The 14,893-nt window shown below is 70.4% G+C and carries 11 protein-coding genes; 2 read left to right on the plus strand and 9 right to left on the minus strand.

Going from position 1 to position 14,893, the window contains the following annotated elements; all coding sequences use genetic code 11:
- Nucleotides 1-3,675 (minus strand): type I polyketide synthase (locus tag IF00_RS0124430; RefSeq protein WP_158710516.1); only part of this gene is annotated, 3,675 nt, incomplete at its 3' end.
- Nucleotides 3,676-3,896: 221 nt separating this feature from the next.
- Here IF00_RS0124430 and IF00_RS0124435 point away from each other — a divergent pair.
- Nucleotides 3,897-4,709: an AfsR/SARP family transcriptional regulator gene (locus IF00_RS0124435; protein ID WP_037638987.1), complete on the plus strand. Its 813-nt coding sequence runs from the start codon at nt 3,897-3,899 to the stop codon at nt 4,707-4,709.
- Nucleotides 4,710-4,784: 75 nt separating this feature from the next.
- Here the strand turns inward: IF00_RS0124435 and IF00_RS0124440 are convergent, their stop codons facing one another.
- From IF00_RS0124440 to IF00_RS0124455, 4 genes are all read right to left on the minus strand, one after another.
- Nucleotides 4,785-5,534, minus strand: coding sequence for an SDR family oxidoreductase (locus IF00_RS0124440; protein ID WP_030321418.1), 750 nt, complete (start codon nt 5,532-5,534; stop codon nt 4,785-4,787).
- Between the two features lie 74 nt (nt 5,535-5,608).
- Nucleotides 5,609-6,265, minus strand: coding sequence for a response regulator (locus IF00_RS0124445; RefSeq protein WP_030321420.1), 657 nt, complete (start codon nt 6,263-6,265; stop codon nt 5,609-5,611).
- A gap of 531 nt (nt 6,266-6,796) precedes the next feature.
- Entirely contained in the window at nt 6,797-7,606 is an 810-nt protein-coding gene (locus tag IF00_RS0124450; RefSeq protein WP_030321421.1) for a class I SAM-dependent methyltransferase, read from the minus strand.
- A 42-nt stretch (nt 7,607-7,648) separates the two neighbouring features.
- Nucleotides 7,649-7,909 carry an acyl carrier protein gene (locus tag IF00_RS0124455; protein WP_030321424.1) on the minus strand — a complete coding sequence of 87 codons (261 nt, stop codon included), beginning with the start codon at nt 7,907-7,909 and terminating at the stop codon, nt 7,649-7,651.
- A gap of 247 nt (nt 7,910-8,156) precedes the next feature.
- On the opposite strand from IF00_RS0124455, the gene IF00_RS0124460 reads away from it, so the two are divergent.
- Nucleotides 8,157-9,161 (plus strand): ketoacyl-ACP synthase III family protein, encoded by a 1,005-nt coding sequence (locus IF00_RS0124460; RefSeq protein ID WP_030321426.1) that lies wholly within the window; start codon nt 8,157-8,159, stop codon nt 9,159-9,161.
- A 99-nt stretch (nt 9,162-9,260) separates the two neighbouring features.
- On the opposite strand, the gene IF00_RS0124465 is transcribed toward IF00_RS0124460, so the two are convergent.
- The 4 genes from IF00_RS0124465 to IF00_RS0124480 all read right to left on the minus strand — a co-directional run bounded on the left by IF00_RS0124465 (nt 9,261) and on the right by IF00_RS0124480 (nt 14,846).
- Nucleotides 9,261-10,511 (minus strand): ketosynthase chain-length factor, encoded by a 1,251-nt coding sequence (locus IF00_RS0124465; RefSeq protein ID WP_051820597.1) that lies wholly within the window; start codon nt 10,509-10,511, stop codon nt 9,261-9,263.
- Entirely contained in the window at nt 10,504-11,769 is a 1,266-nt protein-coding gene (locus tag IF00_RS0124470) for a beta-ketoacyl-[acyl-carrier-protein] synthase family protein (RefSeq protein ID WP_030321431.1), read from the minus strand. The genes IF00_RS0124465 and IF00_RS0124470 overlap by 8 nt, the downstream gene beginning before the upstream one ends.
- 99 nt (nt 11,770-11,868) lie before the next feature.
- Nucleotides 11,869-13,068, minus strand: a complete 1,200-nt coding sequence (locus IF00_RS0124475) for a cytochrome P450 family protein (protein ID WP_030321433.1) — start codon at nt 13,066-13,068, stop codon at nt 11,869-11,871.
- A gap of 323 nt (nt 13,069-13,391) precedes the next feature.
- Nucleotides 13,392-14,846, minus strand: coding sequence for an FAD-dependent oxidoreductase (locus IF00_RS0124480; RefSeq protein WP_030321434.1), 1,455 nt, complete (start codon nt 14,844-14,846; stop codon nt 13,392-13,394).
- Nucleotides 14,847-14,893 lie beyond the last annotated feature (47 nt).

A 14,893-nucleotide genomic window follows, 5' to 3' on the forward strand; every position in this document is an offset into this window, starting at 1 on the left:
CACCACAAGCCCCGCACCCTCACCCCAGCCCGTCCCATCGGCCGACTCCGCGAACGCCTTGCACCGCCCATCAGCAGACAACCCACGCTGCCGCGAGAATTCGACGAGCATGCCCGGCGAGGACATCACGGTCACGCCACCGGCCACCGCCAAGGAGCACTCGCCGCTCCGTATCGCCCGGGCGGCTTGGTGCAACGCGACCAGGGACGACGAGCACGCCGTGTCCACCGTCACCGCAGGCCCTTCCAGACCGAGGAAGTACGCCAGCCGACCCGACGTGACGCTCCCGGTGTTTCCGGTGAGCACGTATCCGTCGACCCCGCCGTGCGGGGTGTCGAGCCGCGGGCCGTAGTCGCCCGCCATGGCACCGATGAACACGCCCGTGTCGCTGCCGCGCAGCGAACCGGGCTCGATCCCGGCGTCCTCCAGCGTCTCCCAGGCGGTCTCAAGCAGCAGCCGCTGCTGCGGGTCCATCGCCAGCGCCTCGCGCGGCGACACCCCGAAGAACCCGGCGTCGAATCCGGCGATGTCGTCGAGGAACCCGCCCTGCCGGACGTACGTCCGTCCGGAGGTCTCCGGATCCGGGTCGAACAGGTTGTCCAGGTCCCAGCCTCGGTCGCGAGGCAGCTCGGACACGGCGTCCCGACCTGATCGCACCAGCTCCCACAGATCGTCCGGCGACGACACGCCACCGGGATACCTGCAGCCCATTCCGACGACGGCGATCGGATCGTCGACGTCGCCGTCTTGAGACGCCGGGACGCTCGGCGCGCCCTCCGCGTCGCCGTGCCCGGTGAGCTCAGCGTGCAGGAACGCCGCGAACCGATCGGGGGTGGGGTGGTCGAACACCAGCGATCCCGGCAGAGCCAGACCCAGCTCCGAGGACAGCCCTGCGCACAGCTCGACCGCGGTGAGCGATGTCAGGCCGAGGTCCTTGAACGACGTCAGCGGCGTCATGTCGGCCGCGTCGTACCCCAGGACGGCCGTGAGATGGGTGCGCACCAGAGTGAGCAGGCTCTCGCGGTCGTGGACCCGCGGCGGCTCCGCGGCGGGCGCGGCCTCGCGCGCCGCCTCGCCGATCCAGTGCCGGCGGCGCTGGAAGGCGTACGTGGGCAGCACGACCCTGCGGCCGCCGTCCAACAGCGGCGTCCAGTCCACCGGCGCCCCCGTGGCATGGAGGGTGCCGAGCGCCTTGAGCAGGGTGTGGACCTCCGCCTGCCCGGTGCGCAGCATGGCCGCCGCCGCCGGCGCCTGCTCGGCGAGGGTCTCCCGGGCCATGCCGGCGAGTACGGGGTCGGGGCCGAGTTCGAGGTAGCGGGAGACGCCTGCGTCGTGCAGGGCGCGGATGCCGTCGGCGAAACGGACGGTGCCCCGGATCTGGCGTGCCCAGTAGTCGGGGTCGGTCAGCTCGTCCGTGGTGGCGGGGCGTCCGGTGAGGTTCGAGATGACGGGGATCCGGGGAGCGTGAAAGGCCAGCCCGCGGATGGCGTCGGCGAACTCGGCGAGAACTCCGTCGAGATGGTGGGAGTGGAACGCGTGGCTGACGTTCAGCCGCTTGGTCTTCACTCCTGCGGCGCGGAAGGACTCCGCGGTCGCGAGCACCGGGTCGGTGTCTCCGGAGATCACCACCGAGCGGGGCCCGTTGACGGCGGCGACGCTCACCCCCGAGGCGGGCATCAGCGCCCGCACGTCGCCCTCGTCGGCGTTGACGGCCACCATCGCCCCACCGGACGGGGCCGCCTGCATCAGCCGTCCGCGCGCCTCGACGAGCGTGCAGGCGTCGGACAGCGACAGCACTCCCGCGACGTGCGCGGCCGTGACCTCGCCGATCGAATGGCCTATCAGATGCGTCGGACGCACTCCGAACGACTCCATCAGCCTGAACAGCGCCGTCTCCAGCGCGAACAGCGCCGCCTGCGTGTACCGGGTCCGGCCGAGCAGGTCCGCGTCGGCCCACACGATCTCCCGCAGCTCTCCGCCCAGCGACGGATCCAGTTCCGCGCACACCGCGTCGAAGGACTTGGCGAACACGGGGAAACGCGCGTACAGATCCCGTCCCATGCCGGTTCGTTGCGCGCCCTGCCCGGTGAACATGAAGGCTGTCCCGCCCTCGGCGACCGCACCGGACACGACGTTCGGCGCCGGCTGGTTCGCCGCCAGCGCGGCCAGTCCCCCGCTCAGCTCGGCCGGGTCCTCGCCGATGACGACGGCGCGGTGCGACAGCGCGGCACGGGTGGTCGCCAGCGAGAACCCGACGTCGAGCGCGTCCGGGGGGCCGTCCTGTGCGGCAAGGTGCCCGGCCAGCCGTTCGGCCTGGACCCGCAGGGCCCGCTCGGTGCCGCCGGACACGAGCCAGGGAACAAGGCTCGCCCTCACGCCGTGGTCCTCCTCGGCCGGGGACGGATCCGGGGCCTGCGCGAGCACCAGATGGCAGTTCGTGCCGCCCATCCCGAACGAGGACACGCCGGCGACCCGCGGCTCGTCGCCGGGCCATGCGCGCAGCTCGGTGGCGACCTCGATGCCCAGCTCGGCGAGCGGGATGTCGTCCGCCGGGGCGGCGAAGTTCAGACTCGCCGGGACCCGGCCGTGCTGGACGGCCAGGGCCGCCTTGATGAGGCCGACGACCCCCGCCGCTCCTTCCGCGTGCCCCACGTTGGTCTTCGCCGACCCCACCACCAGCGGCCGGTCCCGGCCGGCGAAGGCCGCGGCCAGCGCCGCCGACTCCACGCGGTCCCCCACCGGGGTACCGGTGCCGTGCAGCTCCACGTATCCGACCTCGGCGGGCCGCGTCCCGGCGTCGGTGAGGGCCGCTCGCAGGACGTCCTCCTGCCCCGCCCGGCTCGGCGTGGTGAGCTGCTCGCCGCCGCCGTCGTTGTTCACCGCTCCGCCGCGGATCACGCACACGACGTCGTGTCCGTACGCGTGGGCGTCCGCCAGAGGCATGAGCACGACCAGGCCGGCGCCCTCGCCGCGCACGTAGCCGTTGGCGCGCGCGTCGAACGTGTAGCAGCGGCCGTCCGGCGACAACGCGCCGAACTCGCTCGCGGTCGCCGTCGACTCCGGCGAGAGGACCAGGTTGACCCCGCCCGCGAGCGCCCACGCCGACTCCCCGCGCCGCACGCTCTCGTACGCCTGGTGCACGGCGACCAGGGCGGAGGACTGTGCCGAGTCCACGACCACGCTCGGGCCGGACAGTCCCAGGAAGAAGGAGATCCGGTTGGCGAGGACGCCGCGCTGGAGCGAGGTCAGGGTGAAGCTGTCGATCGCTCCGGCGCCCTGGTCGCGCACCAGACCGGCGTAGTCGTCCCCCATCGCCCCGAGGAAGACTCCGGCCCGGCTGCCCCGCACCGCCGACGGGTCGACTCCCGCGTGTTCGAGCGCTTCCCACGCGAGTTCCAGCATCAGCCGCTGCCGGGGGTCCATCGTCGCGGCCTCGCGGGGCGACACCCCGAAGAAGCCCGCGTCGAAGTCCGCGACGCCGTCGAGCAGACCGGCCCTGGACACCCGTGTGCCGACGTGGGCGGCGCGGTCGGCGGGAACCCCGCCGACGGCCTCCCGGCCGGCCGCCAGCAGCTCCCAGTACGCCTCGGGGGAGCTCGCGCCCGGAAGGCGGCACGACAGACCGACCACCGCGACGACGCCCTGACCACTCGTTTTCACGAAGTTCTCTGTCATGACAGCGGAATCTCACTCTGCTCTCGGGAAGGGTGGGCTCGGCCGGTGCCGCCGCTCGCAAACCTCTCGCCCCGGCAATGCGACGAAGGTTGTAGGGGACACGATCCGACTCGGTCACCGGGGTGGGACCTTCGCCTCGCAGCATTGCCTGCCCGGCAAAGGGATCGGCAGAGTCTGGGTCGAGGCCCGACCCGACGATCACTGTGTGGAGGCATTCGCCCGTGTTGCGATTCCAGGTACTAGGCCGCCTAACCGTCACCAACGACCTGGGCGACTGCACGCCGACCGCGCCGATGGCGCGTCGGGTGCTGGCGCAGCTGCTCCTGTGCTCGAACAACATCGTCATGCTCGACGCGATCATCGATGAACTATGGGGTGACAAACCTCCGAAGAGTGCCGTCCCCACCGCGCAGACGTACATCTACCAGCTGCGGCGTCAGTTCGAACCGTGGGTGCCCGAGGGCACGGTCGAGCAGGTGCTCGCCACCTGCGGCACCGGCTACATGCTCCGGGTGGACCCGGACCAGCTCGACCTGGGAGCGTTTCTCGGGCTGGCCAAGCAGGGGCGGACCACGCTCGCCGCCGGCGATCCGGCCGCGGCCGCGCGGTTACTGCGGCAGGCCCTCGATCTCTGGTCGGGGCCGGCGCTCGCCGATGTGACCGCCGGTCCGTCGATCCGGGCGCACGTCGTCCATCTCACGGAACAGCGGGCGCATACCGTCGAACTGCGCATCCAGGCGGACGCCATGCTGGGACGGCACCGGGAACTGGTCGGGGAGCTGAAGGCGATGCTGCTGGCCGACCCGCTCAACGAGTGGTACCACGCGCAGCTGATCAAGGCGTTGGCCTCCAGCGGCAGGCGGAACGAATCGCTCGTCGCCTACCAGCATCTGCGCCGGACGCTGTCGGCCGAACTCGGCCTCGAACCCTCGGGGATGCTGCGGGAACTCCATCAGGAGGTGCTGACCGGACGCGACTCCTGGTCGGACTGGGGGGTCTCGGGGAGGCCTTTCGCGGAGCAGCTCAGCCGGTAGTCACCGCCCCGCGGAAGGCCACGCGGACGGATCGGGGATCGCCTCGCGGCGATCCTCGACCGCGCCGGTGTCGTCCTACCTGTTGTGCAGGAGCCGGCCGCCGTCGACGACCAGGGTGTGCCCGGTGATCCAGGACGCATCGTCCGAGAGCAGGAAGGCCACGGCGGCGCCCACGTCGGCGGGTTCGCCGAGGCGCCTCAGCGGGATGGAGCCGATGACCTTGTCCTCCCTGCCCTCGACGTTCGCCCGGGTGAAGTCGGTGAGGACCGTGCCGGACGCGACGCCGTTCACCCGGACCGTGGGGGCGAGCTCGTTCGCCATCTGCCGGGTGAAGTGGTTCAGCGCCGCCTTGGCTGTCCCGTAGGCCGTGCCGTCGGGAACGGCGAGCTCGCCGGCGATGGAGGAGATGTTGACGATGGCGCCGCCGTGCTCGCCGAGCCAGCCGTGCCAGGCCGTCTGGACCCAGGTGAGGGCGGACATCAGGTTGATCTCGACCGTGCGCCGGTACGACGCCACATCGACATCGACCAGTCGGCGGGCGGTCCGCTCCGTGCCGCCGACGTTGTTGACCAGCAGATCGAGGGACCCGAACCGGTCGACGGCGGTCTCCACCGCGATCCGCTGGTGCTCGGGGTCGCGGGCGTCACCGGCGACCGCGATGACCCGTTCCCCGTCGAGTGCGGCGGCCGCCTTGCGCAGCTCGTCCTCATTGCGTGAAGTGATCACGACGTTCGCGCCCCGCTCCACCAACGCGGTGGCGATGCCGAAGCCGAGACCGGTCCGACCGCCCGTCACCAGCGCGGTCTTGCCCTTTAAGCCTGCCACAGTCTGCGTACCTTCCCTTGATCTGCGCCTGCGGTTCTTGCGCCGTGTCAGCCGGCCGCATTGCTCCCGGCGTTTCACCCGGCGCGGGCGATGAGCCCGATGGAAACCGCCTTGTTGACCGCTTCGAGCCGGGAGCGAGCGCCTAACTTGGTGAAGATGGTGCCCAGGTGGCGCTTCACGGTTCCCTCGGCGATGGTCAGTCGCCGCGAGATCTGCCGGTTGCTCATGGCCTTGCTCACCAGGGTCAGGATTTCCATCTCCCGCCGGGTGAGCTTGTCCTGGCAGCTCGCCGTCGTGGCGATGTGCGTCAGCGCCTCGACGGATATGTGGAGCACGATGCGGATGTCGTCCGCGCACACCGCTCGGATGCTGGACACCAGGTCGTTCCGGCTCGCCGACTTGTTCAGATAGCCCCGGACGCCGCAGTCGAGCAATTGGCGCACCAGCGCCGGATCGTCGGGCATGCTGACGATCAGGATTCGCGCGTTCGGCGAGGCGGAGCGGATCGTGTGCACTGTCTCGGTCACCGACTCGTCAGGAATGTTCCCGTCGAGCAGCACGACGTCGGGCTGTTCGGTCTCACAGTGCGCGCTGCCGGCGGCACCGCCGGCGGCGACGCCGACGACGACCATGTCCGGTTCCACGTTGAGCGTCGCGCACACCACCTCGCGCAGCAGCGCGTGGTCGTCGATCAGTACGATCCGCAACGGGCCGGCGCGGTCAGGCAGCATTCCGCGCCCCCGGATCGGGCGGCGGTTCCCACGACGGTGCCGGAATTCCCGCCGAGCGGCGTACGGAAAATCTTGGAGGCTCCGTCACGGAGCCGACGTCGATAGGCTCTGCCGTCTTCCATTCAAGCTCGTGCTTGACTTTACGGGCTGCGAAATTGGCATGTCGCTTTACCGCTGAGGCTTTTGCCGCAACAGCTGTCATAACTCCCCCATATTCGCTGGCGCACGACATACCGTAGCCCGGGGCTCCACTTCCCAACAAGATCGAATCGAGTCGTTTTAACCTTTCTTGGTAAAGGAGTTCAGGACGGCAAGCCCGGGAGTACATGCCGGGCGTTGCCCCACTGCTTCGGTTCACGGCTGTTCAACAGGCAGGAACCACCGTGTGGCACCCGGAGGGGGAGTCGGCGAAGCGCGACCCCGGGGATACACGGTGGCCTGTCCCGGTTTGACCTGCAGTGACCGTTGAAGCCGGTACGTGCGGCGGACGGGGTCGTTCTTTCGACGCCGCCTGTTTCCGGCGGATCGCCTCTACTTCGGCACCCGCACGACGGTCGTGTACGTGTGGTTGGTCACCATCTCGAATTCCGGGTCCAGGAGTTTCTCCCGAATTACGGAGAGGTCGGCCTCGGTCAAAGATGTCCGACTCAGCAGGAAGGGCTCCAGCATGCTGCTGTGCAGCCGGGCGAGCCGCGCGGTCGGCGCCCCGCCCTCCCCCGGCGCCCGGAAGTCGCGCACCGTGATGTCCCGATAGCCGGCGGCGGACAGAACGTCCGGCGCACACGCCGCCCATTCGAAATCCATACCGGTTTCTCCGGCGAGTTCGTGCACACCGTCGTGGTATTCCTGGAAGATGCGCGCCGTGTATGCGTCGACCGGGGACTTGATGATTCCCTCGTCGGCACATCCGCAGTACCAGTCGGTGAGCACCAGCGCGCCGCCCGGCCGGAGATGTGCGGCCAGCCTCGCCGCGACCGCTTCCTTGTCGGCCACGTGCATCAGCACCAGCCGCGCGTGAATGAGGTCGAACGCGGGCTCCGGCCACGGGTCCTCGACGAGGTCGTGGCGGATCGCCTCGATCCGCGGATGGCTGGGTACGTGCTGGGGCTTGAGGTCGCTGGCCACCACGTGTCCGGACGTCCCCACCCTGGCGGCCAGCCAGCGGGCGACGGAGCCGTCACCGGCGCCCACCTCCCAGCAACGCCACCCATGCCCGACGCGTACCTCCTCACCCAGGGTGCGGAAGGTCTCCCTGTTGAGGATCTCGGAGAGCAGGCCGAGCTGCTCGGGTGCTTCCGGAGCGCCGTTGTCGAAGCGTTGCTCGTGCTCTGTTCTGTACATGATCTTCTCCTTGGTGAGCCGTCCACGCCACCGGCCCCGCGGCTAGATCGACGCGGGCAGCAGCTCGTTGACCAGTTCGACGAACTGCTTCGGGGTCGAGTTCTTGCTCGCCCTGTCGTCCTCGGGCAGGCCGATGCCGAGTTCACGCTCGACCTGGAGCGTCACCTCCACCATCGCGACCGAGTCATAGCCCATATCGGCGAACGTGATGTCGGCGATATCGCCGTCCAGGTCGAATCCCTCGTCCTCGCCGGCCGCCTGGCGTATGTGCCCCACCAGGTCCGCCTGAGTGAAAGTCGCCATTGTCGATCCCTTCGTCTCGTGACGTCGAAACCAACATCGCCGGAAGGCTTCGACACCCAGTCGAGTTCCGGTCGACGGGGCTCCCGGTATTCGGCCTCTGGACCGTCCGGACGCGCGCACCGCGGCAAGGCTTTTCGTACGCGCCACGGCGAGGCCTCGCCCGGGCCTCGAACGAGCCTCCGCCGGACATGACGACCATGACCCGACAGGGGAAACCCGAGGCAATCCGATCCGTGGGAGGAAGAAGATGAGCGACGGACTCTACGTCGCCGCCGCGAGTTCGTGGCTGCCCGAGCGGCTGACACTCGACGAGGCGGAGCTGGCCGGCCTCGCCGATCGGGCGCGGGTCTGGAACACCGGCATCGAGTCGGTGTGCGTCTCGCCGGACAAGTCGGCGCCGGAGATGGCGGTGCTGGCGGCGCGGAACGCCCTCGCGCGCGCCGAGGTCGGGCCGGAGGACCTACGGCTGCTGCTGCACGCCTGCGCGTACCACCAAGGTCATGACATGTGGCCGGCGGCGTCGTACGTCCAGCGCTTCTGCGGCGGTGGCTCCTGCCCGGCCGTCGAGGTCCGCCAGATGTCCAACGGCGGCATGATCGCCCTGGAACTCGCGGCCGGCCACCTGCGCGCGTACGGCGGGGCGACGGCCCTGGTCACCACGGCCGACCGGTTCAGCCTGCCCGGCTTCGACCGGTGGCGCAGCGACCCGAGCACCATCTGCGGCGACGGCGGCACCGCGGTGGTGGTCTCCACCCGTACCGGCTTCGCCCGGCTCCGCGGACTCGTCACGGTGTCGGATCCCGGGCTGGAGCACGGCAGCCGGGGCGAGCGGTTCAGTGACGCGCCGTTGGCCGCGCGAGCGCCGATCGACCTGCACAGCGACTCCCTGGTCCGGGAACTCGGCGTGGAGGCCCTGATCGACCGCATCGAAGCGGGGCAACGGGAGGCGTTCGACCGGGCCTGTGCCCAGGCGGACGTCAAACTCGGCGACATCGACTGGTACGTGCTGCCGAACCTGGGCCGGACCCGGATGCGGGCGCAGTACTTCGACCCGTTCGGCATCGATCCGCAGCGCTCGACCTGGTCCTGGGGGCGGCGGGTCGGGCACCTCGGCGCGGGCGACCAGTTCGCCGGTCTCGCCCATCTCGCCTTCGAGGGCGCACTGGAGCCGGGGCAGACGTGCCTGCTGGCAGGGGTCGGCGCGGGCTTCACCTGGACGGCCGGCATCCTGGAGATCATCGCCAGGCCGTGAGCCGGAGGACACCGAGTCGAGGTGCCCGCGTCACCAGCGGGTGCCTCGTCCGGGACGACGCCGGTGGCAGCCGTCATGGACGGCTGCCACCGGCGTTCGTCATGCCGCCGTCAGCACCATCGCGGAGTTGATGCCGTCGCTGCGGGCCAGCACCAGAGCCGTGGACACGGTCGTCTCCCTCGGCCGGTCGAGCACGAGGTCGAGCCGGTCGGACCGGACGGGGTCGGTCACATTGATCATCGGCGGGATGACCCCGTGCCTCATGCTCAACGACGCCGTGGCCACGTCGAGCGCCGGGCCACCGGAGTACAGCCGGCCTGTCATCGTCTTCGGCGCGGTCACCGGAACACCCCGTGGACCGAAGACGGCGGTGACGGCGGCGGCTTCCGCGCGGTCGAGTTCGCCGACCCCGGCCGCGTCCGCGAACACGACGTCGACCTCGTCGGGCGTCACACCGGCGTCCGACAGCGCGGACTCGATCGCCCGGCGCAGCCCGGGCTCCCGTGCCGAACCGGGCCGCGGGTCGAAGGTGGTGGCGTACCCGGCGATCTCACTGTACGGCCGGGCGCCTCGACCGCGCGCGTGTCCGGCCTCCTCGACGACGACCATGGCGCCGCCCTCTCCCGGTACGTAGCCGGACGCGGCGGTGTCGAACGGCAGGTAGGCCTGGGTCCGGTCGGCGACCGTGCTCATCCGGCCGGTGGTCAGCTCGATGGTCCACCCGAGCGGGCACATCGCGCTCTCCACGGCGCCGCACATCACGACCGGCAGGCCGTCGACCACGTGCCGGCGGGCCTGCGCTATGGCGTCCAGGCCGCTGGTGTTCCCGGTCAGGACGCCGCCGGGGCCGTGCCACCCGTGCCGGATGGAGATCTGACCCGTGTTCACCGCGTAGAACCATGAGAACGAGAGATAGGCGCTCACATGGTCGCTGCCGAGGCTCCAGAGCTTCTCCAGCTCGCGCTGGCTGTACTCGAGCCCGCCGGCGGAGAGACCGGTGACGATGCCGACCCGGTCCTCCGGGAGCGCGGCCGGATCGAGCGAGGAGTCCCGGACAGCTGCGTCCGCCGCGATCAGCACCAGCCGGGTGGTCTGGTCGGTCTGCGGCACCAGACGTCCGGGGATGTACGCCCGTACGTCGTAGTCGGCCACCTCGCCCGCCAGTGTGGCCGGGTACTGCTCCGGATCGAAGCGGGTGACCCGGTCGATGCCGCCCCGCCCGTGGAGGACGGCGTCCCAGTACTCGTCGGTGTCGAACCCGTTCGGCGCGACCACCCCGAGACCGGTGATCACCGCGCGAGGACGCTCCGGCGTCGTGCCGTCGCCGTTCTCCGGGACTGCCCTACTCATCGGATCCCCCCTTGGTCAGCACCATGGCACTCTGGAAACCGCCGAACCCGCTACCGACCTTGAGCACCGTCCGCAGGTCCGCCTGCCGCGCCGTCAGCGGCACGTAGTCGAGTCCCAGTTCGGGGTCGGGTTCGTGCAGGTTGGCGGTCGGCGGAATGAGCCCGGCGTCGATGGCCAGCGCGCATGCCGCGATCTCGATCGAGCCGATGGCGCCCAGCGAATGCCCGATCATGGACTTGATCGAACTGACCGGCGTCCGGTAGGCGTGGTCGCCGAGAGTGCGCTTGAACGCGTCGGTCTCGTGCGCGTCGTTCTGCTTCGTACCGGAGCCGTGGGCGTTGACGTAGTCGACCTGCTCCGGCACCCGCCCGGCCATCCGCAGCGACACCTCGATGGCCTTGGCCAGTTCCGGGCCCTCGGTCCTGAGGCCGGTCATGTGGTACGCGTTGGCGCGCACGTCCCATCCGCCGATCTCCGCGTAGACGCGTGCGCCGCGTTCCCTGGCGTGGTTCAGCTCCTCCAGCACCATCATCGCGCTGCCTTCGGCGAGCACGAAGCCGTTCCGGGTGCGGTCGAACGGGCGGGACGCGGTGGCCGGTTCGTCGTTGCGCGGCGTCGTCGCCTTGATCGCGTCGAAGCAGGCGACGCAGATCGGTGAGAGGGACGCGTCCGAGCCGCCGGCCAGCATCACGTCGGCGGATCCCTCGCGGATCAGCCGCGCCGCGTGGGACACCGACTCGATGCCCGCGGTGCATCCCGTGGACACCAGGGACACGGGGCCTTCCGCCCCGGCCGTCCAGGCCACGTCCGCGGCGATCGACGTCGGGACGAGATGGTTGTACATGTGCGGCACCGCGTACTCGTGGTCGAGGAGCCACTTGCGGCCGCCGTCGGAGAGCACGTTGTACTCCCGGTCCAGGCTCATCGTGCCGCCGATGGCGCTGCCGACGCTGACCCCGCAGCGATGCGGGTCCGTCTCGGCCAGGTCGAGTCCGGCGTCCGCGACGGCTTCCCTGGTCGCGGCGACGGCGAGCTGCGCGCTCCGGTCCATGCGCCGGATCTCCTGCGCGGAGAAGCCCTCCGCGACCGGGTCGAAATCGCACTCGCCCGCGATCCGGGAGCGGAACCCGGACGCGTCGAAGAGCGAGATGGTGCGTATGGCCGAGGTACCGGAGGAGATCAGATCCCAGAACTCCTTGGCGTTTCCTCCGCCCGGGGCGCGCACTCCGATACCCGTGATGGCGATCCGACGGGTCATCGTGCCCTCACCGCTCGTGCGCTGACTGCTGTATTCGGCATGTGGGTCTCTTTTCTGATGACGGTCCATGGCGAGAAAACGGAATCGTCGATGCCGGGGTCAGGCATCGAAGGTGACCGGCAGGGCCTCCAGCCCGCGGACCGTGAGGCTCCGCTGCCATCGCAACTGCTCCGGCGGTACGGACAGGGCCAAGCCGGGCAACCGGCCCAGCAGTCCGTGGAACGCGATCCGGCCCTCCAGCCGGGCCAGAGGAGCACCGAGGCAGAAGTGCGCACCCCGCCCGAAGGCCACGTGCGCGGGGTCCGCGCGGCTGACGTCGAAGTCGTCCGGTGCCGGGAACTTCGCCCCGTCCCGGTTGGCCGACGCCAGGGACAGGAGCACCGGGTGGCCCTTCTCGATGCGCGTGCCCGCCACCTCGATGGGTTCGAGCGGGAACCGCCACGTCGCCGTCTCGAACGACCCGTCGTACCGCAGCATCTCCTCAAGCGCCGAGTCCACCAGTTCCGGTCGCTCGCGCAGCAGGGCGAGTTGGTCGGGGTGGCGCAGCAGGGCCAGGGTGCCGTTGCCGATCAGATTGACCGTCGTCTCGAAGCCGCCGACCAGCAACAGGGACATCATGGACAGCAACTCGGCCTCGTTCAGCCGGTCGTCGTCGTCCCGGGCCGCGATCAGCGCGTCGACCAGTCCGTCGGCCGGGTCCTGACGGCGCTTCTCGACCAGTCGGGTCAGATATTCGAGGAGGTCGCGCAGTCCGACCGGCCGGGCGTCACCGCGGTCGTCCTGGGCGGAGTCGGTGTTCGTCCATCGCCGGAAGTCCTTCGTCCACTGGCGGAACACGTCCTGGTCCGCCTTGGGCACTCCCAGCAGTTCACAGATCACCGTGATCGCCAGCGGGAACGCGAAGTCGCCGATCAGCTCGGCCTGTCCGCGGGGCACGATGGTGTCGAGGAGCCCGTCGGTGATGTGCTGCACCTGCGTGCGCAGGCCCTCGACGCGGCGGGCGGTGAAGGCGGTCGAGACCAGCCGGCGCAGCCGCGTGTGTTCGGGCGCGTCCGTGGTCAGCAGATGCGTCCCGAGCCCGGTGCGGTCCTCCAGCGGTCTCCCCTTGCCCGCCTCCTGCCAGTCGAGCGGTGCGTTGCGCGGGTCCTTGCTCATCCGGGGATCGGACAGCAGTTTCCGCACGTCCTCGTACCGGGTCACCAGCAGTCCGTAAAGGCCACGGCCCTCCAGGACCTGCCGGACCGGTTCCTCCGCACGTGACCACGCGTACTCGGGATAGGGATCAGCGCCGAAATCCATCCTCCGCCTCCTCTGCCTCGGTGTTGGGTTCCTGACCGGCCTCGCGTCCCACCCGGACCTGATCCCTGCCGGCCCGGCCTCCACCATCACGCGGGGAACGTCCGCGAACGGGGCGCGCCGAGCGCGCGTTCGCTTGAGGTCGGTGGTCGAGGGACCTCATGGCGCCGATGCTCGCGGCAGCGGTTCGAGGCGAGTTCGTGTGTGGTTCGACCCAGGGACGGGCGTACGGAGGTGGTCGGGGGGCGCCTCCCGGCGCCGAGACGGCGATGCGGTCGACACCGACCGTGCCGGTGTCGACCGCATGCCAGGGGTACGGATCCGCGTCAGGCCTTCTGCCGGCACAGGATCCGGTCGAGGACGTCCCGCAGGTGCCGCGTGCTGGTCGCCTCGGCATGCCGTGTGGTGGCCGTACGCCAGCCGACGAACCCGTCCGGGCGGACGAGCACGGCGCCGTCCTCCTTGATGCGGGCGGCCTCGGCCCACCCTTCGACCGCGTGCGCCGTGATGCCCAGGTCCCGTGCCGCGTCCAGCCAGTGGTCGGCCGCGGTCCCGGTGATCAGCGTGAATCCGTCGACGAGGTCGACCGTGGACCGTCCGTCCGGAAGCCACCGGTGCGGCAGACGGCTGCCCGGGGCACCGTCCAGGACGAGGTTCTCCATGTCGGAGAGCGGCTCCGGGTCGACCACCGCGCCGGAGTCGTACCGGTAGCCGATCACGGGGATCATGATGCCCGCCATGCCCACGGCGGCCCGGTCGGCGGCGCGGCTCGCGTCGTTGTCCCAGTGCAGGTCACGGTTCTCGGCGCGGAGCACGGTCTGTCGCATGGTGAACAGCGCGACCGGCCGCCGCTCGGCCTCGTAGGTGTCGAGCAGCGCGTCACCGCCGGCGGCCAGTTTCCACGCCAGGTTGTGGCCGTCGGCGATGCCCACGTTGAGTCCGAGACCCCCGACCGGCGGCACCACGTGGGCCGCGTCGCCCACGAGGAAGACGTTGCCCTGCCGGAAGCGGTCGGCGACCCGCGCCGTCGACGACCAGGGCAGCAGGCTGATGATCTCCGGCTCGATGTCGCTGACGCCGGTGGCGTCCCTGATCTGCTGCCGGATCCGCTCGACGGGGGTCTCCGGGTCACCGTTCGGGATGTGGAAGACCCAGCGGCCGCTCTCGTCGACCTTCAGCAGGATCCCGGACGCCCGCTCGTTGCGCAGGAACGTCATGGACGTCGGCGGGGTGGGCAGTTCCGCGCGGAACAGCACGTTGAGCATGTGCGAACTGCTCAGCGGTCCCGGGCCGGTCACGCCGATGCCGAGCAGGTCACGCATCCGGCTGCGGACTCCGTCGGCGGCGATCACGTAGTCCGCGGTGACGGTCCTGCCGTCCGCGGTGGTGACGCCGCCGTCCGTCACCGCGACCACCTCGCTGTCGAAGTCCACCTGGCCGCCGAGCTCCCGCAGCCGTGCCAGCGCTGCCCGGTCGACCCGGTCCTGCGGGCAGCTTCCCAGCTTCGCCGGGCCGATCTCCGGCGGCTCGAACTTGGCCGTGACGGTGGTCAGATCGGCCAGGCTCGTGCCCGTCATGAGGCCACGGACGAGATGGTCCGTCTCGATGTCGATGCCGGCCTCCCGGAGGATCTCCGCCGACCGGTCCGTGATGCCGAAGGCCCGCGGATGGTCGTTGACCTGTGCCCGGCGCTCCAGCACATGGACCGAGACACCCTGACGGGCGAGGAAGACGGCGGTGCACAACCCGACCGTGCCGCCTCCGACGATCACTACGCGCATGCTTGTCCCTCCGAGATGAGAACGGTGTTTTCCTCACGGGTACGTCG

The organism is Streptomyces flavochromogenes, from assembly GCF_000717595.1.
GTDB lineage: Bacteria > Actinomycetota > Actinomycetes > Streptomycetales > Streptomycetaceae > Streptomyces > Streptomyces flavochromogenes.

Coding starts and splice junctions, on each gene's coding strand:
- IF00_RS0124445 (WP_030321420.1), bottom strand. CDS start 6,265: ATGCTGCCTGACCGCGCCGGCCCGTTGCGGATCGTACTGATCGACGAC.
- IF00_RS0124450 (WP_030321421.1), bottom strand. CDS start 7,606: ATGTACAGAACAGAGCACGAGCAACGCTTCGACAACGGCGCTCCGGAA.
- IF00_RS0124455 (WP_030321424.1), bottom strand. CDS start 7,909: ATGGCGACTTTCACTCAGGCGGACCTGGTGGGGCACATACGCCAGGCG.
- IF00_RS0124460 (WP_030321426.1), top strand. CDS start 8,157: ATGAGCGACGGACTCTACGTCGCCGCCGCGAGTTCGTGGCTGCCCGAG.
- IF00_RS0124465 (WP_051820597.1), bottom strand. CDS start 10,511: ATGAGTAGGGCAGTCCCGGAGAACGGCGACGGCACGACGCCGGAGCGT.
- IF00_RS0124470 (WP_030321431.1), bottom strand. CDS start 11,769: ATGACCCGTCGGATCGCCATCACGGGTATCGGAGTGCGCGCCCCGGGC.
- IF00_RS0124475 (WP_030321433.1), bottom strand. CDS start 13,068: ATGGATTTCGGCGCTGATCCCTATCCCGAGTACGCGTGGTCACGTGCG.
- IF00_RS0124480 (WP_030321434.1), bottom strand. CDS start 14,846: ATGCGCGTAGTGATCGTCGGAGGCGGCACGGTCGGGTTGTGCACCGCC.